Source organism: Pseudobacter sp. (assembly GCF_051955275.1).
Lineage (GTDB): Bacteria > Bacteroidota > Bacteroidia > Chitinophagales > Chitinophagaceae > Pseudobacter.
On sequence record NZ_JBQCGW010000218.1, the window covers coordinates 1 to 22,471 of the forward strand.

At 49.7% G+C, this 22,471-nt stretch carries 19 protein-coding genes; 16 read left to right on the forward strand and 3 right to left on the reverse strand.

What is annotated here, in order from left to right; translation table 11 throughout:
* Window positions 1-234: 234 nt before the first annotated feature.
* From ligA to ACTHMC_RS18820, 3 genes are all read left to right on the forward strand, one after another.
* Window positions 235-2,298 carry an NAD-dependent DNA ligase LigA gene (gene ligA / locus ACTHMC_RS18810; protein ID WP_440415402.1) on the forward strand — a complete coding sequence of 688 codons (2,064 nt, stop codon included), beginning with the start codon at window positions 235-237 and terminating at the stop codon, window positions 2,296-2,298.
* 69 nt (window positions 2,299-2,367) lie between these two features.
* The gene (locus tag ACTHMC_RS18815) at window positions 2,368-2,934 is read left to right on the forward strand and encodes an NUMOD4 domain-containing protein (protein ID WP_440415404.1); all 567 of its coding nucleotides are present in this window, start codon (window positions 2,368-2,370) and stop codon (window positions 2,932-2,934) included.
* A gap of 99 nt (window positions 2,935-3,033) precedes the next feature.
* The gene (locus ACTHMC_RS18820; protein ID WP_440415406.1) at window positions 3,034-3,708 is read left to right on the forward strand and encodes a DUF2461 domain-containing protein; all 675 of its coding nucleotides are present in this window, start codon (window positions 3,034-3,036) and stop codon (window positions 3,706-3,708) included.
* Between the two features lie 81 nt (window positions 3,709-3,789).
* Here the strand turns inward: ACTHMC_RS18820 and ACTHMC_RS18825 are convergent, their stop codons facing one another.
* Window positions 3,790-4,797: an aspartate-semialdehyde dehydrogenase gene (locus ACTHMC_RS18825; RefSeq protein WP_440415408.1), complete on the reverse strand. Its 1,008-nt coding sequence runs from the start codon at window positions 4,795-4,797 to the stop codon at window positions 3,790-3,792.
* Between the two features lie 460 nt (window positions 4,798-5,257).
* Here ACTHMC_RS18825 and ACTHMC_RS18830 point away from each other — a divergent pair, with 460 nt between their 5' ends.
* Window positions 5,258-7,078, forward strand: a complete 1,821-nt coding sequence (locus tag ACTHMC_RS18830; protein WP_440415409.1) for a lamin tail domain-containing protein — start codon at window positions 5,258-5,260, stop codon at window positions 7,076-7,078.
* A 213-nt stretch (window positions 7,079-7,291) separates the two neighbouring features.
* Here the strand turns inward: ACTHMC_RS18830 and ACTHMC_RS18835 are convergent, their stop codons facing one another.
* Window positions 7,292-8,215 (reverse strand): PfkB family carbohydrate kinase, encoded by a 924-nt coding sequence (locus ACTHMC_RS18835; protein ID WP_440415411.1) that lies wholly within the window; start codon window positions 8,213-8,215, stop codon window positions 7,292-7,294.
* A gap of 210 nt (window positions 8,216-8,425) precedes the next feature.
* Between ACTHMC_RS18835 and ACTHMC_RS18840 the strand changes: the two genes are divergently transcribed.
* The gene (locus ACTHMC_RS18840; protein WP_440415413.1) at window positions 8,426-9,019 is read left to right on the forward strand and encodes a TetR/AcrR family transcriptional regulator; all 594 of its coding nucleotides are present in this window, start codon (window positions 8,426-8,428) and stop codon (window positions 9,017-9,019) included.
* 36 nt (window positions 9,020-9,055) lie between these two features.
* Window positions 9,056-10,138 carry a 1,2-phenylacetyl-CoA epoxidase subunit PaaE gene (gene paaE / locus ACTHMC_RS18845; RefSeq protein ID WP_440415414.1) on the forward strand — a complete coding sequence of 361 codons (1,083 nt, stop codon included), beginning with the start codon at window positions 9,056-9,058 and terminating at the stop codon, window positions 10,136-10,138.
* Between the two features lie 88 nt (window positions 10,139-10,226).
* On the opposite strand, the gene ACTHMC_RS18850 is transcribed toward paaE, so the two are convergent.
* Complete coding sequence (locus ACTHMC_RS18850) at window positions 10,227-11,702, reverse strand: glycoside hydrolase family 30 protein (protein WP_440415415.1); 1,476 nt, start codon at window positions 11,700-11,702, stop codon at window positions 10,227-10,229.
* 241 nt (window positions 11,703-11,943) lie between these two features.
* Here ACTHMC_RS18850 and paaA point away from each other — a divergent pair, with 241 nt between their 5' ends.
* From paaA to ACTHMC_RS18900, 10 genes are all read left to right on the forward strand, one after another.
* Window positions 11,944-12,894: a 1,2-phenylacetyl-CoA epoxidase subunit PaaA gene (paaA, locus tag ACTHMC_RS18855; RefSeq protein ID WP_440415416.1), complete on the forward strand. Its 951-nt coding sequence runs from the start codon at window positions 11,944-11,946 to the stop codon at window positions 12,892-12,894.
* 66 nt (window positions 12,895-12,960) lie between these two features.
* Window positions 12,961-13,323 carry a 1,2-phenylacetyl-CoA epoxidase subunit PaaB gene (gene paaB, locus ACTHMC_RS18860; RefSeq protein WP_440415417.1) on the forward strand — a complete coding sequence of 121 codons (363 nt, stop codon included), beginning with the start codon at window positions 12,961-12,963 and terminating at the stop codon, window positions 13,321-13,323.
* Window positions 13,324-13,344: 21 nt separating this feature from the next.
* Window positions 13,345-14,118, forward strand: a complete 774-nt coding sequence (gene paaC, locus ACTHMC_RS18865; RefSeq protein ID WP_440415419.1) for a 1,2-phenylacetyl-CoA epoxidase subunit PaaC — start codon at window positions 13,345-13,347, stop codon at window positions 14,116-14,118.
* A gap of 4 nt (window positions 14,119-14,122) precedes the next feature.
* The gene (gene paaD, locus ACTHMC_RS18870; RefSeq protein WP_440415420.1) at window positions 14,123-14,626 is read left to right on the forward strand and encodes a 1,2-phenylacetyl-CoA epoxidase subunit PaaD; all 504 of its coding nucleotides are present in this window, start codon (window positions 14,123-14,125) and stop codon (window positions 14,624-14,626) included.
* A gap of 19 nt (window positions 14,627-14,645) precedes the next feature.
* Window positions 14,646-15,422: an enoyl-CoA hydratase-related protein gene (locus tag ACTHMC_RS18875; protein WP_440415422.1), complete on the forward strand. Its 777-nt coding sequence runs from the start codon at window positions 14,646-14,648 to the stop codon at window positions 15,420-15,422.
* Between the two features lie 10 nt (window positions 15,423-15,432).
* Entirely contained in the window at window positions 15,433-15,864 is a 432-nt protein-coding gene (locus ACTHMC_RS18880; RefSeq protein ID WP_440415424.1) for a hotdog fold thioesterase, read from the forward strand.
* 17 nt (window positions 15,865-15,881) lie between these two features.
* Complete coding sequence (locus ACTHMC_RS18885; protein ID WP_440415426.1) at window positions 15,882-16,475, forward strand: acyltransferase; 594 nt, start codon at window positions 15,882-15,884, stop codon at window positions 16,473-16,475.
* A 48-nt stretch (window positions 16,476-16,523) separates the two neighbouring features.
* Window positions 16,524-17,528 (forward strand): GTPase ObgE, encoded by a 1,005-nt coding sequence (gene obgE, locus ACTHMC_RS18890; RefSeq protein WP_440415427.1) that lies wholly within the window; start codon window positions 16,524-16,526, stop codon window positions 17,526-17,528.
* Window positions 17,529-17,626: 98 nt separating this feature from the next.
* Window positions 17,627-20,038, forward strand: a complete 2,412-nt coding sequence (locus tag ACTHMC_RS18895) for a hypothetical protein (RefSeq protein ID WP_440415429.1) — start codon at window positions 17,627-17,629, stop codon at window positions 20,036-20,038.
* A gap of 220 nt (window positions 20,039-20,258) precedes the next feature.
* The gene (locus ACTHMC_RS18900) at window positions 20,259-22,421 is read left to right on the forward strand and encodes a S46 family peptidase (protein WP_440415431.1); all 2,163 of its coding nucleotides are present in this window, start codon (window positions 20,259-20,261) and stop codon (window positions 22,419-22,421) included.
* The last annotated feature ends 50 nt before the right edge of the window (window positions 22,422-22,471 follow it).

Sequence of the window (22,471 nt, forward strand, 5' to 3'; positions counted from 1 at the left end):
ATTACAAATGTGTCAATTGTACACAATTTATAATAAATAATGGTTTCTCCAAAAAAAAGTTAAATGCTGTAAATCAGTGCTGAACCAACGCGATAAGGGTCTGAGAGTTATTTTTAGTACTGCTGAAGTACTCCTAAGTTACTGAATTTTATTACGAATGTTTGTATCCATTCTGGTTGGCCTAATTTTGTTTACCTTATAATTCTTATGTACTCCCCAGATCAAACAAAATCATTGCAACAGCAGACAGAAGTCCTGCTGAAGAAGGACGCCATCGCAACTTCTGATATCGAAATACTCAGGAACGTATTACGCTTTCATGAGCACAGGTACTATATTTTAAATGATCCGCTGGTGGCGGACCAGGAATATGACAAACTGTTCAAAGCCCTGGAAAAAATGGAGCTGGCTCAGCCTGAGCTGGTTACAGCGGATTCTCCCACGCAGCGTGTCAGCAAAGGCCTTACCAAAGATTTCCCGCCTGCACCGCACCTGGTGCCCATGCTCAGCCTGGAAAACTCTTACAATGAGCAGGACCTGATAGACTGGGATAAGCGTGTACGTGATCTGGCGAGGAATGAAAACATAGAGTACTGTGTAGAGCCCAAGTTCGACGGGGCCAGTATTTCCCTCATTTACGAGAACGATCTCCTGCAGCGCGGGGCTACCCGTGGCAACGGCGTGGCCGGAGACGATATCACTACAAACATCAGACAGATCCGCTCTGTTCCCCTCTCTGCAAAATTCTCGGAGTACGGGATTCAGCAGATAGAGATCCGCGGTGAAGTGCTGATCAATAAAGACAATTTCCGGAAGTACAACGAACAGTTGGTAGAGCAAAACCTGCCGCCACTCGCCAATCCGCGCAACGCGGCCGCCGGCACGCTGCGTATCAAAGACCCGAAAGAAGTCGGCAAACGCAACCTGGAGGCCTTCCTTTACCATGTGAGCTATTATACTATCACGCCAACGCACACACTGGATGAGTCATTACAAACACATAGTGGTTGCCTGAAAATGTTGTGGGACCTGGGTTTCCGCAGCCCCATGAAGGAAAAGAAAGTATTGAAGGGGATCGAAGCCGTGGTTGAGTTCTGCCATGAATACGAAGCACGCCGGGATGACCTGCCTTATGAGATCGATGGCATGGTGATCAAGGTGAACAATATTGACATGCAGGACCAGCTGGGTATGACCACCCACCACCCCCGCTGGGCGATGGCCTTCAAATTCAAAGCGCGTCAGGCTACCAGCAAGTTACGCGCGGTAGAGTTCCAGATCGGGCGTACCGGCTCCATTACACCGGTGGCCAAGATAGACCCGGTGGCTATCGGTGGCGTTACCGTTAGTTCCATCTCATTGCACAATGAGGATGTGATCCGCGAGAAGGATTTCATGCTCGGTGATACGGTACTGGTAGAAAGGGCAGGCGATGTGATCCCATACATCGTGAAGCCACTGATGGAGCTTAGAACCGGAAGTGAAAAGCGAATAGAATTTCCTGCTAACTGCCCTGCCTGCGGAGACCCATTGGTGAAGCCGGTGGATGAAGCAGTATGGCGTTGTGTGAATATTAACTGTGAGGCACAGGTGCAGGAGCGCATCATTCACTTCACCAGTAAAGATGCCATGGATATACGGGGACTGGGAGATGCCATCATCCGTAAATTCTATGAGCAGAAATTATTGAAAGACGTGCCTGGCATCTATGAACTGCCATTCGAGCAAATCCGCACCAGGGAAGGATTTGGAGAGAAAAGTATCACCAATATGCAGGCGGCCATCGAAGCCTCGAAATCACAGCCGCTTCACAGGCTGATCTATGCATTGGGTATCCGTCATGTGGGTGAGACCACTGCAAAAACACTGGCTAACGCTGTCAAATACCTGCCGGACCTGGCGAACCTCTCCATGGAAGAATTGCAGGCGCTGGAAGATATCGGCCCTAAAGTGGCCGGTAGCGTGTACCAGTTTTTCCACAATTGGGACAATTTAGAAATGCTGAAAAAGCTGGAGAGCCTTGGATTGCAGTTGAAAAATGAGGCGCCTGCACTAACGGGGGAGGGCAACCTGACAGGACTAACGTTCTTGTTCACTGGAACCTTGCCTACGCTGAAACGCAGTGATGCTGAGGGGATGGTTGAAGCTAACGGTGGTAAGATCGTAGGGTCCGTTAGTGCGAAGCTCAGTTACCTGGTGGTAGGGGAAGACGCAGGATCCAAGCTGGAAAAGGCCAAAAAGCTCCCCACGGTGAAGATCATCTCGGAGGCGGAATTCCTCCAAATGGTTAACCGATGATTGAATCTTATTATTGTTTTTTGATATTCGCGGCTCTTTTTTTGTAACTTTAGCCAAAAGGAAAAGGCGATGATAAAAAAACTTCCAAACGAGGTGTGGAAACCACTGCAGTTTCCAGGCTGGAAACACCTCCGTAAAAAGTATGCGCTGTCAAGCAACGGCCGCATAGCCAGCTATACAGACGATGTAGTTGAGGACGGAAAATTATTGCAGGGTTCTCTGACCACTGGTTACAGAACACTGAATCTCCACCGCCCCGGCAACAATGGTACGTTGTACATCCACCGCGAAATCGCGCGTCTGTTCTTAAAGAAACCTTCACTGAAAGCAAAGTATGTGATCCACGACAATCACAACAAGCTCGACAACAATGTGAAAAATCTCAGATGGGCTACGCTTGAGCAAATGATCGAGCACCAGCAGAACAGTCCCGCGAAGATTGCCTACAAGAAAGTGCAGGCAAACCGCACTGAAGGACTGAAGCTGAATGCCGGCCAGGTGAAAGCCATCAAGAAAACACTCACGGATAAAAACCGTAAACTCACCATCAAGAAGCTCGCAGAGAAATACGGCGTCAGCGAAATGACGATGTATCGTATCAAGAGCGGTGAGAACTGGGGGCGCATTAAAAACTAACCAGTCCAACTGTATTATCGGTGGTGTGAACAGAGACGGCGCTCTGGCCACACCACTTTTTTTATGCCCGCTCGTCAGCGGGTTTTATTTTTGCATTCTATGTTACAATCTTCAACTCTCACCTTCCTCCGCCAGTTGCGGAAGAATAACAATAAGCCCTGGTTCGATGCCAACCGGACCAAATATGAAACTGCCCGTGAAGATGTTGAGGTCTTCCTGCAGGCGGTGATCGATAAACACGGGAAGAAAGATCCCGGTATCGCCAACCTGGTAGCTAAAAGCAGTCTCTACCGCATCAACAGGGATATCCGCTTCTCCAAAGACAAAACGCCTTATAAAACACACCTGGCAGGCAGCATGACCAAAGGAGGCAAGAAATCGCCCCTTGCCGGTTATTACCTGCACATAGAGCCGGATGGAAAGAGCATGCTGGCCGGTGGCCTCTGGATGCCCGAATCCGCCAATCTCAAAAAAGTAAGGCAGGAGATCGATTACTGTTTTGATGAATTCAGCAAAATAGTGGGCAATAAGAAGTTCAAAGCACAATTCGGGGATCTTGACCGCAGCGAAGAATACAGCCTCGTAAAAGTGCCCCAGGGCTTCGAAAAAGATAACCCGGCGGCCGAGTACCTGAAACTCAAGAGCTGGCTGGTAGCCAGAATGTTCACAGATGCGGAAGTAACCTCAAAGGACTTCCTGAAAAAAGTGGCCGAAGGTATGGAAGCCATGCAGCCTTTCCTGGCCTTCCTGAACCGGGCGATCGATGATAACTGATCCACCATTCATAAAAAAAGCCTGCATGAACTGCAGGCCTTTTTTATGCTTGTAAATATGTGGGAGGCAGCGCCTCAGTGATTACAACAGTTGTTTGCTAACCAGGTACTCGGCAATCTGCACGGCATTGGTAGCAGCCCCCTTGCGGAGGTTATCACTCACGATCCAGAGGTTGAGGGTGTTGGGCTGGGTTTCATCCCTGCGCAGCCTTCCTACAAATACCTCGTCGCGCTCATGAGCGTCTTTAGGCATGGGATATTCCTGTGCAGCGGGGTCATCCACCAGAACCACACCCGGTGCGGCTTTCAGGAGGGCCTTCACTTCGTTCAGATCAAAGTCATTGGCAAACTCCACGTTCACGCTCTCGCTGTGACCGCCCATTACGGGGATACGTACAGTGGTAGAGGTTACACGGATGCTGTCGTCGCGCATGATCTTTTTGGTTTCAAGCACCATCTTCATCTCTTCCTTGGTGTATCCGTTTTCCAGGAATACATCGATCTGCGGGATCACGTTCAGGTCGATGGGATATTTGTAAGCCATGGGATATTCGCCATTGCTGCCTTTCACGGCTTTATCGCGCTCTCCCATCAGCTGGTCAACCGCTTTTTTACCGGTACCGGTCACGCTCTGGTAAGTGGATACCACCACGCGTTTGATCTGGTATCTGGCATGGAGGGGATTGAGGGCTACCACCATCTGAATGGTAGAGCAGTTGGGGTTCGCAATGATCTTATCTTCCTTGCCCAGTGCATCGGCATTGATCTCGGGAACCACCAGCTTCTTGGAGGGATCCATGCGCCAGGCTGAGGAGTTGTCGATCACGGTGATGCCGGCTTCGGCAAATTTGGGAGCCCATTCCAGGGAAGTGCTGCCACCCGCTGAAAACAGGGCTACATCAGGCTTTGCAGCAATTGCATCGGTCATGCTCACCACCTTGTACGCCTTTCCTCTGTAATTAACTTCTTTACCTACTGATCTTTCAGAGGCTACGGGGAGGAGTTCAGTAACGGGGAAATTCCTTTCTGCGAGGATCTGTAACATTTTGGTGCCTACCAGGCCAGTGGCGCCTACAACTGCAACTTTCATTGTTATTGGTGATTGGTTTTTGGTGATCTGTTATTAATAAATATTGTAATAAAAAAAGCCTTCCCGTCTGGGAAGGCCTTCTGATATTATTTTGACACACAAAACTATCCTGAAACCTTCCCGTTGCTGGGACGCTTCTTCGTACGCTTTGTAATGTTCATCATTTTTGTCATCGTGAGTCAAAAATAGACTGCAATTGTTATTGTAGCAAATATTTTTTTCAAAGTTCCAGAAATGTAACATCCCGGCAAGCGCAGGCTGGTAAACCGATACAGCCAGACTAACGATCGGCAGCAAGTTAAGCCGGCAGTTACTCCGCCATTTTTTTTTCAACCTCCCGCAATCCATTTCCATGCCTTTTCCGTTTATCTCTCTGCGCATCTTGTAACGTATATGGGCAACCGTACGGCTGAATATATCCACAGCCGGAACTCTTATTGTTCATATAACATGTATCAATATGCGAATTTCATTTCTTTTATTACCGCTTTGCGCCTTCCTGTTCCCGGCGCTTCACTTTCTCCCCTTTTATAAATTGTTCTATGACGAGGAACATCCCGCCAGTCATTTGTTGATTTCTTACCCGGATGCGGTGATCAGGAAACAGTTTACTGCTTTTAAAAAGCCCCTGCCTGTTCCCCGTTATGATCTCATCATTACAGAGATCATGGCCGATCCATCGCCGCCAGCCGGGCTGCCGGAATATGAGTATGTGGAGATCATGAACCGGTCGGGCCGGCCGATCGATCTGAAAGGGTATTCAATCGGGGACGAAACCGGTGCGGCCACCTTCACTGCTTCTGTTATTCTTCAGCCCGACAGCTTCCTCGTTTGCTGCTCCGGCACTGCTGCCGCCAAACTGCAACCATTCGGGCGTGCCATAGGCCTGGCTAATTTTCCCTCCCTTGCCAATGAAAGCGATCTGGTACAACTCTGCACACCGGACAAACGCGTGCTACATGCCATCCGTTATGAAGCCGGCTGGTTCGGGGGATCGCCCAAAGCTGCCGGCGGTTATAGCCTGGAAATGATCAATACCAATACTCCCTGCGCCGGTACAGCCAACTGGGCAGCCAGCACGGCAATAGCAGGCGGTACGCCGGGAAAGACTAACAGCCATCCACCCGGCCACCCGGACAATCAACCACCTGCATTGCTCCGCACCTATGCCTCCGGTAATAAAATGATCCTGGCAGTTTTTGACGAACCCATGGATAGTAACAGTGTTGTACAACCGAATAACTATATCGTTCAGCCAGGTAATATCCGCCCGGTGAGCTGCCTCTCTGTTCCGCCTTTCTACAACGAAGTACAATTACAGTTTGCGGACATATTTCCTGTGGATGCTGTGTATCAGCTGACCACCACCAACCTGAAGGATTGCGCCACCAATTCAACCATGATCATGAACAATGCTAAACTTGGCCTGCCTTCCCTTGTAAAACCGGGAGATATCATCATCAACGAACTCCTGTTCGATCCACCTCCGGAGGGCGCCGACTACCTGGAACTGTTCAACCGGTCAGACAGAATTATTGACCTCCGGGAACTTTTCACCAGTAACCGGAATGCAGCGGGTCAGCTGGTCAATACAAAAGCCCTCAGCTTATCTTCCTTCCTGCTCTTTCCCGGCCAATACCTGGCCATCTCAGAGAATACAGACTGGGTGAAACGAGCCTACACCATTATGGACGGGCTTTCCCTGCTGAACTCCGGCCTGCCTTCCTTACCCAATGACCAGGGCAGCCTGGTACTGACCAATGCAGCAGGACAAGTAATTGATGAGCTGCACTACAAATCCGACTGGCATTTCAGTCTGCTGGTCATCCCCGAAGGTATCGCCCTGGAGCGTATCGGCCCCTGGTCACCCACGCAGGACCGGAACAACTGGACCTCAGCGGCCACTACTGCCGGTGGCGGCACGCCGGGGTACGCTAATTCGCAATTCAAAGGAGGGATTGATGAAAGAGCGGGCCTTCATCTTTCTTCCTCCCTTTTTTCTCCTGACCTGGATGGCCACGAGGATCTGCTGCTCATTCATTACAAACTGCCTTACGCTGGCGCTGCGGGCACCGTAAACATCTTTGATATCGCAGGCAGGCCGGTAAAGCAGCTTGCTTCCAATGCTATAATGGGCACCACCGGGCATTGGAGCTGGGATGGGATGAACGATGCGAAGCGTGCGGTGCCTGCCGGTATGTATATAGTTCATGTAAGCTGGTTCACCGCTCAGGGGCTAACAAAAAAATGGAAGCAGGGAGTTGCGTTAATAAGAAAGTAAAAATTACTCCAGGTGTGCCCAGCCGCTCGCGTCCCCGCGAGTGGCTTCTATTTGCTCGCCTCCGGCGAGCGCCGTGTCGCCAGAGGCGACGGAATATAAGTAACCCGCGGGGACGTGAGCTACTGGTACACCTTGTATTTTATTCAGCACATGGTTCCTGCAACAAAAAGAGGCGACCATCAGGCCGCCTCCATCACTATTATAAGCGCAGGTTTACACCAGCTCGATATCGAAATTAACCAGGTTCACAAACTGCTCGATCCTTGAATGGATATCAGCAGCAGTGATCTCTTTCAAACGGTCCGGCCCGAACTTCTCCACGCAAAAAGAAGCCATGGCAGAACCCACGATGATAGCCGTTTTCATGTTCTCGAAGGAAATATCCTTTGTACGGGCGATATGACCCATAAAGCCTCCGGCAAAAGTATCACCGGCACCTGTGGGATCAAATACATCTTCCAGTGGCAAGGCAGGTGCAAAAAATACTTTGTCCTCATGGAACAGCAGCGCACCATGCTCACCTTTCTTGATGATCAGGTATTTGGGACCCATCTGCATGATGGCTTTGGCAGCTTTCACCAAAGAGAACTGTGCGCTCAGCTGGCGGGCTTCGCTGTCGTTGATCATCAGTACATCCACCATTTTCAGTACTTCTTCCAGTTCAGGCATGGCGGATTCCATCCAGAAGTTCATGGTATCCATGGCAATCAGCTTGGGACGGGCCTTCATCTGCTCGATCACTTTTTTCTGGATCGAAGGGTGCAGGTTGCCCAGCATTACGAACTCTGCATCGCGATAGCTTTCAGGAAGCACAGGATCAAAATCCAGCAGCACGTTGAGATCGGTCACCAGGGTATCACGACTGTTCATATCCATATGGTAGCGGCCGCTCCAGAAGAATGATTTCTTGTCCGGTACAGTTACCACGCCATCTAGCTGAACGCCTCTTTTAGACAGGCTTTCCATTTCTTCCTGGGGGAAATCGTATCCTACAATGGATACCTGCTGGATGGGTTTAACAAAATTGCTGGCGGCATAAGCTACATAAGTGGCGGAACCTCCTACAATCTGGTTCACCTTTCCAAAGGGAGTTTCAATTGCGTCAAAGGCCATGGTGCCTACTGCGATCAAAGACATAATTTATTTTTACAATGAATGAATCGGTTCGAAAATCCCGCAAACGTACAGGAATTTTCGCAGCCTTTAAAAAGGGAATCACAGGTCGGGAACGCGATCCATTCAGGTTCGCAAAAGGTTGTTAGCGGAAAAATTGATAAATTTTGTAACTTCCTACAGATTATCTCCTAACGATTGTTAGCTTTTATTTATCTTTGATCCTTAATACACATGGCAAAAATTAAAAGCAACCGCACCAGCACACGTAAAGACGTTATCATTTCCAAGGCCGCCATCCTCTTCCGTGAGAAGGGATACAGCGCAACTTCCATGCGCGACCTGGCTGAACATGTAGGCGTTGAAGCCGCATCATTGTACAACCATATCAGCTCCAAAGCCGAGATCCTGCAGGAGATCTGCTTTCGGGTAGCCACCAACTTCATGTCTCATATCGAAGAGGTGGAACAAAGCAAAAGAACCGAGATCGAAAAGATCGAAGCCATTCTCCGTTATCATATCAGGATGATGGTAGAGCGTTATGAGGAAGTATATGTGAGCGACCGTGAATGGAAGCACCTTACCGATCCTTACCTGAGCAATATGCAGGGCCAGCGCCGTGCTTACCGCCAGCGTATCGGCAAGATCATTGAAGACGGTATCCAGAAAGGAGAGTTTAAAAAGATCGATGCTCCTACCGCCGTACTGATCATGCTGCATGCTGTGAGTGGTATCGAAAGCTGGCACAGAAGCAAGCGAAAGATCGAAGGTGACCAACTGGAAAACTCCATGGTGGAGATCCTGGTGGGCGGATTGCAAAAACCTTAGCCTTCACAATTGAACCAATCAAAAGAAAGATAATAAGTGGCTACACATTTTCACTCCCTGACGATTGCAGACATACGCAATGAAACTCCTGAATGTATCTCTGTAGTATTTGAGATCCCGGATGACCTGAAAGAAGCGTACAGCTTCCGCCAGGGCCAGAACATCACGCTCAAATCCATGGTGAATGGCGAAGAGCTCAGGCGCTCTTATTCCATTTGCAGCAGCCCGCACGACAAAGAGCTGCGCATCGCCATCAAAAAAATGGATGACGGCCGTTTCTCAAGCTGGGCCAATACTACATTGAAGAAGGGAGACAGGCTGGAAGTGTTGCCACCCACCGGTAAGTTTTATACAGAGCTGGATCCCGCGCATGCAAAACATTACCTGGCCTTTGCTGCAGGCAGTGGCATCACGCCCATTCTCAGCATCATCAAAACCACACTGGCCATCGAGCCCAACAGTGCTTTCACCCTGGTGTATGGAAACCGCAACCGCGGCAGCATCATCTTCAAGGAACAACTGGAAGCGCTGAAGAATGTATTCATGAGCCGTTTTGTGGTGCATCATATCCTGAGCCGCGAAAAAACGGATGCCGATATCAATTATGGTCGCATCAATGCAGAGAAAGGAAAACAACTGGCTAAAAAACTGATCGATATCCGAGCCATCGATGATTTCTTCATCTGTGGTCCGGAAGAAATGATCTTTGAAGTGAAGGACTGGCTCGAAGCCGAAGGCATCGATAAAAAGAAAGTGCACTTTGAACTGTTCACCACACCCGGTCAGAAAGCAGCTACGCAGAAATCAGTGGAAGAGCAGGCCGCACATGCCGGTAAAGTGAGCAAGGTAACTGTAAAAGTGGATGGCATTGCCTTTGATTTCGATCTCCCTTATGATGGATCTCCCCTGCTGGATGCAGCCCTGAAACAGGGAGCCGACCTGCCTTTCGCCTGCAAGGGTGGCGTTTGCGCAACTTGCCGCGCCAAGGTAACGGAGGGTGCAGTGAGCATGGACAATAACTATGCGCTGGAACCTGATGAACTGGAAGGAGGATTTGTACTTACCTGCCAGAGCCACCCCCGCACAGAAAAAGTGGTGATCGATTTCGACGCGAGATAAACATCGTTCCTGATACATTGAAAAAGCCGGCAAAACTCATATGCCGGCTTTTTTATTGATGCTGTATGTGACGTCATTCATTTATTCCCTACCATACAATGCTCACAATAGAATGCGGCTTTGCTTCCAGTGGTGCAGCTTTACCGCCCACCCAGAGATGATAAGGTATTTTCCTGTTACTATCGTTCATCACCACCACTACTGTTTTTCCTTTTTCGTTTTTGAATGCTGTGGTCAGCAATTCGCTCCGGCTGCTTGAACTGATAATACGTTTGGCGCCGGGCTTCACGAATTTGGAGAAATGCCCGATATAATAAAATGCATTCATGTAGATCAGCTCTCCTGTTTTTGTATCCGCATGCACCGGTGCAAAGCAAAAGTTCTGAACGTGATTGGGGCCTCCGGTTTCATCGAGGAGAATATTCCAGTCGGTCCAGGCACAGGTACCGTTATTGAAATCATTGATCATATTTCTTCCATATATCTCGCCCCAGTTCCATTGGCCGATCTGTCCCCGGTTGAAAGGACCATTGCAACCTTCCGTGAAAATGAGATTGGTATTGGGGTATTGCTCGTGAACGCGCTGCAGGTTGAGGAACTGCGGATCACCGCCAGTCCAGGTTTCATACCAGTGGAAGCCGATGCCCCACACGTATTTTGCAGCTGCGGGATCATTCAGAATGGTGCTGGCGCGCTGATACACCAGATCACGGTTATGGTCCCAGGCAATGATTTTCCTGTTGCCCATGCCGGCCTTTTCGAGGGTGGGTCCGAGGTAGTTTTTCAGAAAATCCCTTTCCTCTTCGGCCGTGTAGATACAGCTTTCCCAGCGCTGGCGGGCCATCGGTTCATTCTGGATGCTGAGGCCCCACACAGGGATCTTTTCCTTTTCATAGGCCTCTATGAATTTCACATAATAGTTGGCCCATGCCTGGTAATACTGTGGAAGGAGTTTGCCTCCGTGTAGCAGATCGTTATTGTCTTTCATCCAGGCCGGTGGACTCCAGGGGCTGGCAAAGAGCGGCAGGTTGCCGCCCGCAGCAGCGATAGCCTGCTGAATGAACGGCACTTTGTATTGCATATCATGTGCAATGCTGAAAGAAGAAAGGCTGCTGTCTTTTTCACTGACATACGTGTAAGGAGCGGAAGAGAAATCGCAGCTATGGATATTGGTGCGGGCCATTGTGTAGCCGATACCATCCGAGCTGCTGAAGTATGCACGCAGAAATTCCTGCTGTTTGTCTTTAGGCAGTTTGGCAAATGTTTCAGCACTCGCATCTGTCAGCGCGGCGCCGATGCCGGTGATGGTCTGGAAAGAAGTGGAAGGGTCTACAAATACGCAGGGCTGTGACTCCAGGGGTTGCCCGAACCTGCTGAAAGTGATAGTATCGGTTAGGGTTAACCGAAGATTTGAGCTATCAGCTGTTGTGTATACTGTTGCGCTGATACCCTCAACATCAACAGTAGCGGAAGAATCCGGTGCCGGGGATTTTTTTACGGAAGAGGAAGGTTCGTTGCAGGCCACACCCAATAATACTACGGCGCTCAGAATGCAGATTTTCATCTTTTGCATTAGTTTTTAGTGATAAATAGAACCAGGAAATGTTCCCCATCGGTTTGCAATAAAGCGGGGAACTGCCAGTAAGGGCAGCATTATAGCGTGTAGCTCATTTTTGGGTATTGTAAATGTAGAAAGAAAAGATGAAAATCAGCGTATGTCAGTTTTCCTCAAAATACCGCTAACAGGCGTTAGTATTTAAGGAATATATTAGTTATCTTTGGGTTCTCAATTAAAATGTATCATTATGTCTGTTCAGGAACTGGAGAAGATCTTCCAGCAAAAGATCGATCAGGAGATCAAGATTGAGCCGAAGGACTGGATGCCGGAGGCCTATCGTAAAACGCTGGTACGCCAGATCAGTCAGCACGCGCACAGCGAGATCATCGGTATGTTACCGGAAGGCAACTGGATCACCCGTGCCCCGAGCCTTAAACGCAAGGCCATTCTGCTGGCGAAGGTACAGGATGAAGCCGGGCATGGTCTGTACCTGTATGCTGCTACCGAAACACTGGGCACCAGCCGTGAACAGACGATGGATGATCTCCATTCCGGAAAAGCCAAATATTCTTCCATTTTCAACTACCCTACATTGACCTGGGGCGATATCGGCGCCATCGGCTGGCTGGTTGACGGAGCCGCTATTCTGAACCAGGTGATGTTATGCCGCGCGAGTTACGGCCCCTATTCCCGCGCCAATATCCGCATCTGTAAAGAAGAAAGTTTCCACCAACGTCAGGGATTCGATATCCTGATGGTTCTGTCGCAGGGTACCCCTGAACAGAAGGCTATCTGCCAGGATGCGATCAACCGCTGGTGGTGGCCATCCCTGATGATGTTCGGTCCTAAAGACAGTGATTCCACGCACTCCGAGCAGAGCACAGTCTGGAAGATCAAACGCAAGAGCAATGATGAGCTGCGTCAGCAGTTTGTAAATATGATTGCCGAGCAGGTAAAAATCCTTGGCATGACACTTCCCGATGCAGACCTGAAGCTGAATGAAGAAACGAAGAACTATGAGTTCGGGGAGATCGACTGGAACGAATTCTGGAATGTGGTAAAGGGTAATGGCCCCTGCAACAAGCAACGTTTGGACACACGCCGGAAGGCCCATGAGAATGGAGCCTGGGTGAGAGCAGCCGCAGAGGCGCATGCCGCCAAACGAGCTGCCCGCAGAGCAGAACAGAAAGTAGCTTAAGCAGATTGCCGCAGTCGCTCACGTCCCCGCGAGTGACTGGCACAGCGAAACTAAAAGCATCAACTCATGAATATCAGAATAACAAAATACTATTACGGAGATATCCCGGAAGAAAAAGGCGGCGGCTCCGCAGCCCAGGCTGAAAGCACCACCAACTGGCCTTTATGGGAAGTGTTCATCCGCAGCAAGCAGGGCCTCGACCACAAACATGTAGGCAGCCTGCATGCAACAGACGAAAAAATGGCCATTGAAAACGCACGTGATGTTTACACCCGCCGTATGGAAGGCGTTAGCATCTGGGTAGTGGAAAGCAGGTACATCCATGCTTCCAGCCCCGATGATGCAGAAGCATTCTATGAGCCGGCCAATGATAAAGTATACCGTCATCCTACGTTCTACGACCTTCCGGATGCAGTGAAACATATGTAAGCACATTTTAACCGACGCATTTTGCAATCACAAACGCTCATCAATTATAGCCTTTACCTGGCAGACAATAGCCTGATCCTTGCCCAGCGCAATGCTGAATGGTGTGGTCACGGGCCGGTTCTGGAACAGGATATCGCACTTACCAATATATCCCTGGACCTGCTGGGGCAGGCAAGGAGTTTATACCAGTACGCAGCTGAACAGATCAATGCCACCAATCCCGGAGCAGCGCCTGCAACGGAAGATTCGCTTGCCTATCTCAGGGATGTATACGCTTTCAGGAACTGCCTTATCAATGAATTGCCGAATGGAGACTGGGGACAGACCATTCTCCGCCAGTTCTTTTTCAGCGCTTACCAGTTCCTGCTGTATGAAAAACTGAAGCAATCATCTGACGAGACGCTGGCAGCCATTGCAGAAAAATCGCTGAAGGAAGTAACCTACCACCTCCGCTGGAGCAGTGAATGGGTGATCCGCCTGGGCGATGGAACAGAAGAAAGCAATGCCCGCATGAACAAGGCGCTGGATGAGCTCTGGCCTTTTACCGGAGAGATCTTTGAACCGGCCGCCTTTGAGAAAGCCGCTGCAGAAGCGGGTTTCGGCGTGGATCCTGCCACTCTCAAAAATGCCTGGATGGAAAAGGTAACAGATATCTTTACACAGGCAACGCTCACGGTACCGGCTCAGGGCTGGATGCAGACCGGAGGTAAAGAAGGAAAACATTCTGAGCACCTGGGATTCATCCTGGCGGAAATGCAATTCCTCCAGCGTGCTTATCCCAATGCCCAATGGTAATAAAATGCATGCAGTAACTGATATATCCACCCGCCAGGTATGGGACCTGCTTGAAGAAGTAACGGACCCTGAAGTACCTGTGCTCTCGATCCTGGACCTGGGCATCGTGCGTGATGTAAAAGTGGACAATGATAAAGTGGATATTGTGATCACGCCCACTTACTCCGGCTGCCCGGCCATGGATGTGATCAGCATGAGCATACGCATGCAGTTGCTGTCTCATGGCTACAAAGAGATCAATATCTCGCTGGTACTGTCCCCCGCCTGGACTACAGACTGGATGACGGAAGCCGGCAAGCAGAAGCTCAAAGCTTATGGTATTGCGCCTCCCAATCACTCCCAACAGGTTTGCAAAACGGAACTCTTTGCCGATGCGGAAGCCGTGCAATGCCCGCATTGCGATTCCTGGAATACCCGCCGCCTCAGCGAGTTCGGCTCCACTGCCTGCAAGAGTCTCTTTCAGTGCAATGAGTGCCATGAACCTTTCGACTATTTCAAGTGTCATTGATCAATTATAAACCAACTACATGTCCAGCATACTTTTTTCCGTTCACGAAGGCGTAGGCGTTGTTACGCTTAACCGTCCTGATAAACTCAATTCCTTCAACCGTGAAATGAGCCTTTCCCTTCAGCGTGTGCTGGACGATTGTGCAGATAACAGCGCCATCAGGGCTGTGTACATCACGGGAGCAGGTAAAGGATTCAGTGCGGGCCAGGACCTCTCCGAAATTGTAGGAGCATCCGCCCTCAGCATGAAGCAGATCCTCAGTGAACATTTCAACCCCATTGTAGAGCGCATCCGGCGCATGCCCAAGCCCGTGGTTGCTGCCGTTAACGGTGTTGCCGCCGGTGCAGGCGCCAATATTGCGCTTTGCTGCGATATTGTTGTAGCCGCGCAATCCGCTTCATTCATCCAGGCCTTTTCCAAGATAGGCCTGATCCCCGACAGTGGCGGCACCTTCTTCCTGCCCCGTTTGATCGGCTGGCAGAAAGCTTCCGCACTCGCCATGCTGGGAGATAAAGTGAATGCCACGGAAGCTGAAAGAATGGGAATGATCTACAAAGTGATCCCTGATGAAGGTTTCGGTTCCGCCACCCTGCAACTGGCCTCAACACTGGCTCAGATGCCTACCCAGGGCCTGGCACTCACCAAACACGCGCTGAACCAGAGCTTCACCAATAATTACGAGCAACAGCTTCAGCTGGAAGATACACTGCAACAACAGGCCGGTGATACTGAAGACTACCGTGAAGGTGTAAACGCATTCGTTGAAAAACGCCCGGCTGTATTCAAAGGAAGATAATCCCTGTCATATGGATAAAGACATCAAGGCAAAACAGGTAGCAGAAAGATTACTGTCGCAGGACCCGATGAGTCAATGGCTGGGTATCAGCATCCTGGATGTGAAAGAAGGCTATTGCAAACTGCAGATGACGCTTCGTACAGAAATGATGAATGGGTTCAACATCACACATGGTGGTGTATTGTTTTCTTTTGCAGACAGTGCCCTGGCTTTCTCCTGTAATAACCGGAATAATTTTTCAGTGGCCCAGGATACATCCATCAATTTCCTGAAGCAGAGTAAGGCGGGCGATGTGATCATTGCGGAATCCAGAGAGGTGCACAACGGGCGCAGCACCGGTCTATACCTGATCACTCTCTCCAATCTACAGGGAGATCAGATCGCACTGTTCAAAGGTACCTGTTTCAGAACAGGTAAGCCCCTGTTTGAAGACATGCAATAACTCATAATTTTCAGTTCATGATATACGCATTCAAAGGATTTATTCCTGTGATCCATGAATCCAGTTTCATTCATCCGCAAGCGGCTGTAACCGGCAACGTGATCATCGGGAAGAATGTTTATGTGGGCCCCGGAGCCGCTATCCGCGGAGACTGGGGGGGCATTGTGATAGAAGACGGATGCAATGTGCAGGAGAACTGCACCATTCATATGTTCCCGGGTGTTACTGTATTACTGAAAGAGAATGCGCATATTGGTCATGGAGCCATTATTCATGGCGCCACCATCGGACGTAATTGTCTGATCGGGATGAACAGCGTGATCATGGATGATGTGGAGCTGGGAGATGAATGTGTTGTTGGCGCACTGACTATGATCAGGGCCAATGAAAAATTCCCGGCACGCAGTCTGATTGTTGGTAATCCCGGAAAAGTGATCAAGCAGGTGAGTGATGAGATGGTGAGCTGGAAAACAGCCGGAACAGGTTTGTACCAGGCATTGCCGGGAGAAATGCGGGAGTCCTGGGAGGCGGTAGAACCGTTGAGGGAGCTCCCGATGGACAGACCGGAGCAGGAGACGTTGTATAAAACCTGGAATGAGTTGAAGAAGTAGGGCCTGTTTCGTCACTCCGGTTGGTAAACCGTATCTTTGCCGCTTCAAATGGAAAAGTCAAACTTTGTAGATCAGATCAGGATATTCTGCCGTTCCGGCCATGGTGGCGCCGGCAGCAAGCATTTCATGCGTACCAAATTCAATCCCCAGGCCGGCCCTGATGGCGGCGATGGCGGACGTGGCGGCCATATCATCCTGCGTGGCAATAAGAACCTCTGGACATTATTACACCTCCGTTACTTTAAAAACGTGCTCGCCGAGAACGGCGAAGGCGGCAGCGGTAACAACTGTACCGGCCGCAGTGGTAAAGATATCATTATCGAAGTGCCACTCGGTACCGTAGCCCGCGATGAAGAATCAGATGAACTGGAAGCCGAGATCCTCGAGGACGGCCAGGAGATCATCTGGATCAAGGGCGGACGCGGCGGACTGGGCAATGCCCGCTTTGCCACTGCCACCAACCAGGCACCCGAATACGCTCAACCCGGAGAACCCGGCATCGAAGCAACCAAAGTGCTGGAACTGAAAGTTTTGGCTGATGTGGGTCTGGTGGGCTTCCCCAATGCAGGAAAATCAACCCTGCTTTCAGTGATCTCAGCCGCCAAACCCAAGATCGCCAGTTACGCCTTCACCACCCTTACCCCGCAGCTGGGCATGGTGGAATACCGCAACAGCCAGAGCTTCTGTGTAGCCGATCTTCCCGGTATCATCGAAGGGGCCGCTGAAGGAAAAGGCCTGGGACACCGCTTCCTGCGTCATATCGAACGTAACTCCATCCTTTTGTTCGTATTGCCTGCTGACAGCAACGACCACCTGAAAGAGTTCAATATCCTGCTCAATGAGCTGGAACAATACAACCCCGAACTGCTCCACAAGCAATTTGTAATTGCCGTGAGCAAGAGCGATCTCCTCGACGATGAGCTCAAAGAAGCCATCGTGAAGGAACTCCCGAAGAATGTCCCGCATGTTTTCATCTCAGCGGCTACCAACCAGGGCCTCCAGGAACTGAAGGACCTGCTCTGGAACACCCTCAACGAAAGCAACCAGAATTAGTAGTTGTACTTTTTTCTACTCCATCCGATTAAATATCTTGTAATAATATCCGCCCGTACCACGTTGTACGGGCGTTTTTGTGTAATAAAACTTGTTCCATGCTAAATCGTATCGATCGTATCACCGGTGGCATACAGTACCTGGGGCTCCGCTTCCTGGTATTTCTGTCGCACCTGCTGAAGTCACTCTGGCTTTTCTTCCCGGGCATCCTTTTCATCATCCTCACCCTTTGGTGCTTCTGGATGCTGGGGCAGGGCAAGGACCTGATCCTGGCCTTCGCAGAAAACCATGAAGCCAAGGTCTTCTTCCTGGTAGCCATCGGTTTCTGGATCTATGTGACCTGGTTCTCCGCCCGTATCATCGCCAACCTCAAACTGAGAAAGCAGCAGGAGGCCATCATCAAAATGCTCAAAAACCTTGAAACCAGGGAAGGCAGCAAGAAGATAGAAAACATCACCTACTTTGAACTGCCGGTTGCCTGGCTTAATCTCTGGCCAAAACTCATCGGTTATGCGGGACTGTTAGCCATTGAAGTGGCAGTATTGCAATCCCCGGCACTGGGCAGCAATGCCATCTCGCCCGGAAAGGCGCTCTGGTACTTCCTTCCGGGACTGGGCCTTTCTATCGGCCTGGATAGAATGGTAGAGCAGTTCGCCATGAAGAACAGTAAGATGCAACGCATGTTATTCAATATCCTGCTGACGATTTTCTTACTTGCTTCTGCTCTGGTGATCACCATCCGCAGTTCCGATATCCTTCTCCTTCTCTGGGCCATGCTCTTCCTGCATGCCGTTTATCTTTTTTATATCAATCTCCGCAGTAAGAAAAAAGACAATGGAGAAGATGAGAAGCAATCCCTCTACCACAGGATCATGTACGCGATTATGGACTGGATGCGTATCCCCCGCAAGGAGATCGGCTATTTCCAGTGGTTCAATCTCATCAGCCTGATCGGCCTGGGCATTTATGTTGCCGCTTTCAGCAGCCTGAAAACCGCTATCACCATCGGGCCATTCCCTTTTGTACTGCTTGCCTTTGCCGTGCTGGGCGGCATCGGGAATATCGTTGCCGCAGTAAGCGTAAAGTTCAGTGTGAATTTTCATGTGTTACTGATTGTGCTTGCATTATGCATCGGTTCTACCGAAACTCACTACGTGAGAACCAAATCGTTTGATAACCCCGCCAACAAAGGCATCTACCACAAAAGGCAGGACATCATCACTTACTTCAATAACTGGGTTAATAGTCGCGGTGCAGCCATAGACAGCGCCAAAGGAAAATACCCGCTTTATTTTGTGCTGGCCAATGGAGGCGCATCCCGCTCCGGGTACTGGACAGCCTCCGTGCTAGGCAAACTCGAAGACACCACGCAAGGAAGACCTTCGCAGTTTTCAAAACATCTGTTCTGTCTATCCGGCACTTCCGGCGGCGGCGTGGGCGTGGCCACATTCTTTTCTTTACTGGATGAAAGAAAGAAGCTCGACAGCAACCTTTCTGTATCATATCTCAGTGCTGCCAGAAAGTTCCTGAAGCAGGATTTTCTCACCTTCACGCTCTCGCATATGCTGGGGCCCGATTATCTCAAGTACATCTTTCATATCAATAACCGAACATTGCCAGACAGGGCCGGAGCGCTGGAGCAAACACTTGAAAAGGAAACAGAATTCAAAGAAGCACTCAAACCTGATATGGCCCGCCCCATGTCTGAGCTGCTCAGTATCGGCGATACATCCTGCCCTCTGCCCGTGCTCTGCATCAATACAACGCGGATGCAGGATGGCAACCCGGGTGTTGTTACCAATATCCGCATGAGCAAACAGATCTTCAATAACCGTGTAGATGTACTTGAAGCATTGAATGACACGCTTGACATGCGTTTGAGCACAGCCAGCATCCTCGGCGCACGCTTTCCGTATATCAGTCCTGCCGGCCGTATTGACCAGGTGATCCCTGCCCACCAGCGTGTTAACCAGAATGACAGTATGCTGATCCATTATTTTGTAGATGGAGGTTACTTCGATAACTCAGGTGCGGGTGTGGTACAGGAAATGATACGGGCCATTCTGATCCATGCCTCCATCAGTACAGACAGTGTTTTCCGGAAACGGGTAGCCAAACTGGAACTCACCATACTTCATATCACCAACAGCCCCACCGGGGTGGCCGCGCTCAATACCGTTCCACCATTGAAGAATGACCTGCTCAGCCCATTGCTCACCATCATGGGTGCCTACGATATGCAGACCACCGTGAACGACAAACGCCTGGAAAACTTCCTCACAGACCTCAGTGACGATGGGATCTGCGGAGGAGCCAGGTATTTCCCTATCCATCTTTACAAAGACACGGAAGAGAAGCGGGAAGACCGGAAGAAGGGAAATAAGATCAAGGAAACGCCTTATTCCATGAACTGGTTCATTTCCGATACCACCCTCAGAAGAATGGATGCCAGACTCATCAGTCAGCCCAATCTCAATAAGCTGATCAAAGAACTGACTGCTTCCCAATAATCGGGGAGCAGTCGCTCGCGTCCCCGTGAGTGACGGATATTGCGTCGCCTCCGGCGACACAGTACTCGCCAGAGGCGAGCAAATAGAAGTCACTCGCGGGACGCGAGCGACTGGGCACATCCTGCATTCCCGTCTATACCCTGAAACCCAGTATTAATCAGTCTTATAACCAGCGATATTGATTTTCTAAGTAGGTTTGCGCTTTAAAACAGATTCTTTTATGAAAAAATTTCTCGTAACGATTGTATTGTGTTGCTCGTTACTTCGCGGCATGGCCGATGAAGGAATGTGGCTGCCGATGTTGTTAGGTCAGCAAGTGTACAACGACATGGTAAAACGCGGTGTGAAGCTGACCAAAGAACAATTGTATTCTGTGAACAAAGCCTCTCTGAAAGACGCCATCATCATCTTCGGCGGATTCTGTACGGGAGAGATCGTGAGTAACGAAGGACTCATCTTCACCAATCACCACTGTGGCTACGATGCCATCGCTACTGCCAGCACTGTAACTGCCAACTATCTCAAAGAAGGTTTCTGGGCTAAATCCAAACAGGAGGAAATTCCTTCCGCAGGTTTGTATGCTGACTTCCTCACAAAGATCGAGGATGTAACTCCTGAAGTGGAAGCAGCACTCAAAGGCCTCAGCGGCGCAGAGCGCCTGGCCAAACAGAACGCCATCATCGCAGAGATCAACAAACGTTATACTGACGCTTCTAAAAATATCATCGGCAAGATCAGCCCGATGTTCAAAGGCAACCAGTTCCTGATGTTCGTATATCAGCGCTATAACGATATCCGTCTTGTGGGCGCTCCGCCTGAGAGCATCGGTAAATTCGGTGGCGATACTGATAACTGGGAATGGCCACGTCATACCGGCGACTTCTCCGTGTTCCGTGTGTACATGGGCAAGAACGGTGCTTCAGCTGATTATTCTCCCGAGAATATTCCTCTTAAGCCCAAACACTTCCTGCCTGTTTCCATCAAGGGAGTGAAAGATGGCGACTATGCCATGATCTACGGCTACCCCGGCAGCACCAACCGTTATGAGTCTTCTCTCGGTGTAAAACAAAAAACAGATATCGCAAATCCTTCCATCGTGAACCTGCGCGATATGCGTCTGAAGTATATGCTGGAAGAAATGAAGAAGGACCCCGCCACACGTCTGAAACTTGCCAGTGATTACGCTTCCATCGCCAACTACTGGAAATTCTTCGACGGCGAAGCGAAACAACTCCTGAAGTACGATGTGTACGGACAGAAGAAAACGGCTGAAGCCAAATTCCAGCAATGGGCTAACGGGAAAGATGAATTCTCAAATATCTTCAGTGACTGGGCAAAAATCTATGACAACTGGCGTCCTTACAGCAAACACCAGATCTACCTGAATGAAGGCATCATGGGTTCTGCTCTTATGCAATATGCTTCTACACTTCAGCAGGTTGAGAACACTATCGTGAAGAAAGGAAGCTCTGCCGATATCGCTAAAGCAGTGGAAGCAGCGAAAGAAGCAAGAGCTGAATTCCTGAAGAACGAGAACAGGGTATCTGATCAGAATATCCTCGGCACAGCCCTGAAGATGTACTACAACGATATCGATAAGAATCAGCACCCGATTGGTTTCTATGAAGGCATCAAAGGCAGCTTCGGCTCCCTGGACGATGATGCTACTTACAAAAAATATGCAGCCAGCGTATTCAACAATACCATGGTGTTCAACGATGCCAAATGGAATGCATTCGCTGCAAACCCTGATGCCACAGTATTGCAGGCAGATCCTGCTTATGCAACCATCAGTGCATTTATGAAGAACTGGCAGGGTAAATATCTTCCCATCTCCATGCAGTTCAACTCCAAGAATGCAGAGCTGGGTCGTCTCTACCTGAAAGGTATCCTCTCTATGGACACTGTAAAGGCTAAGAAAATGTACCCTGACGCTACTTTCACCATGCGCGTGAGCTACGGGAATGTAAAAAGCTACAGCCCTGCCGATGCAGTGAAATACGATTATGTTACTACCATGAAAGGTGTGCTGGAAAAATACAAGCCAGGTGATTATGAATTCGATCTGCCTGCAAAACTGCTGGAACTGGCTAAGAACAAAGATTATGGCCAGTATGCAGATCCGGTTCGTAAAGACCTGGTGATCGGTTTCATTACTACCAACGATATCACCGGCGGTAACTCAGGCTCTCCTGTGATTGACGCCAATGGTAACCTGATCGGTCTGGCATTCGATGGCAACTATGAAGCCCTCAGCCACAAGATCCAGTTTGATCCTGTATATAACAGGACCATCTGTGTTGACGTTCGTTATGTACTGTGGTGCATCGAAAAACTTGGTGGTGCTACCAATATCATCAAAGAACTGAAGCTGGTGAAGTAATCGCCGCTTCTTACTACCTTTATTGTTCCAGCCCCGGATAATCAGTAGTA

What these genes read in the sequence shown, in the direction of transcription:
- ACTHMC_RS18815 (WP_440415404.1), top strand. Translation starts at nt 2,368, where the DNA reads ATGATAAAAAAACTTCCAAACGAGGTGTGGAAACCACTGCAGTTTCCA.
- ACTHMC_RS18820 (WP_440415406.1), top strand. Translation starts at nt 3,034, where the DNA reads ATGTTACAATCTTCAACTCTCACCTTCCTCCGCCAGTTGCGGAAGAAT.
- ACTHMC_RS18825 (WP_440415408.1), bottom strand. Translation starts at nt 4,797, where the DNA reads ATGAAAGTTGCAGTTGTAGGCGCCACTGGCCTGGTAGGCACCAAAATG.
- ACTHMC_RS18830 (WP_440415409.1), top strand. Translation starts at nt 5,258, where the DNA reads ATGCGAATTTCATTTCTTTTATTACCGCTTTGCGCCTTCCTGTTCCCG.
- ACTHMC_RS18835 (WP_440415411.1), bottom strand. Translation starts at nt 8,215, where the DNA reads ATGTCTTTGATCGCAGTAGGCACCATGGCCTTTGACGCAATTGAAACT.
- ACTHMC_RS18840 (WP_440415413.1), top strand. Translation starts at nt 8,426, where the DNA reads ATGGCAAAAATTAAAAGCAACCGCACCAGCACACGTAAAGACGTTATC.
- ACTHMC_RS18850 (WP_440415415.1), bottom strand. Translation starts at nt 11,702, where the DNA reads ATGAAAATCTGCATTCTGAGCGCCGTAGTATTATTGGGTGTGGCCTGC.
- paaA (WP_440415416.1), top strand. Translation starts at nt 11,944, where the DNA reads ATGTCTGTTCAGGAACTGGAGAAGATCTTCCAGCAAAAGATCGATCAG.
- paaB (WP_440415417.1), top strand. Translation starts at nt 12,961, where the DNA reads ATGAATATCAGAATAACAAAATACTATTACGGAGATATCCCGGAAGAA.
- paaD (WP_440415420.1), top strand. Translation starts at nt 14,123, where the DNA reads ATGCATGCAGTAACTGATATATCCACCCGCCAGGTATGGGACCTGCTT.
- ACTHMC_RS18875 (WP_440415422.1), top strand. Translation starts at nt 14,646, where the DNA reads ATGTCCAGCATACTTTTTTCCGTTCACGAAGGCGTAGGCGTTGTTACG.
- ACTHMC_RS18880 (WP_440415424.1), top strand. Translation starts at nt 15,433, where the DNA reads ATGGATAAAGACATCAAGGCAAAACAGGTAGCAGAAAGATTACTGTCG.
- ACTHMC_RS18885 (WP_440415426.1), top strand. Translation starts at nt 15,882, where the DNA reads ATGATATACGCATTCAAAGGATTTATTCCTGTGATCCATGAATCCAGT.
- obgE (WP_440415427.1), top strand. Translation starts at nt 16,524, where the DNA reads ATGGAAAAGTCAAACTTTGTAGATCAGATCAGGATATTCTGCCGTTCC.
- ACTHMC_RS18895 (WP_440415429.1), top strand. Translation starts at nt 17,627, where the DNA reads ATGCTAAATCGTATCGATCGTATCACCGGTGGCATACAGTACCTGGGG.
- ACTHMC_RS18900 (WP_440415431.1), top strand. Translation starts at nt 20,259, where the DNA reads ATGAAAAAATTTCTCGTAACGATTGTATTGTGTTGCTCGTTACTTCGC.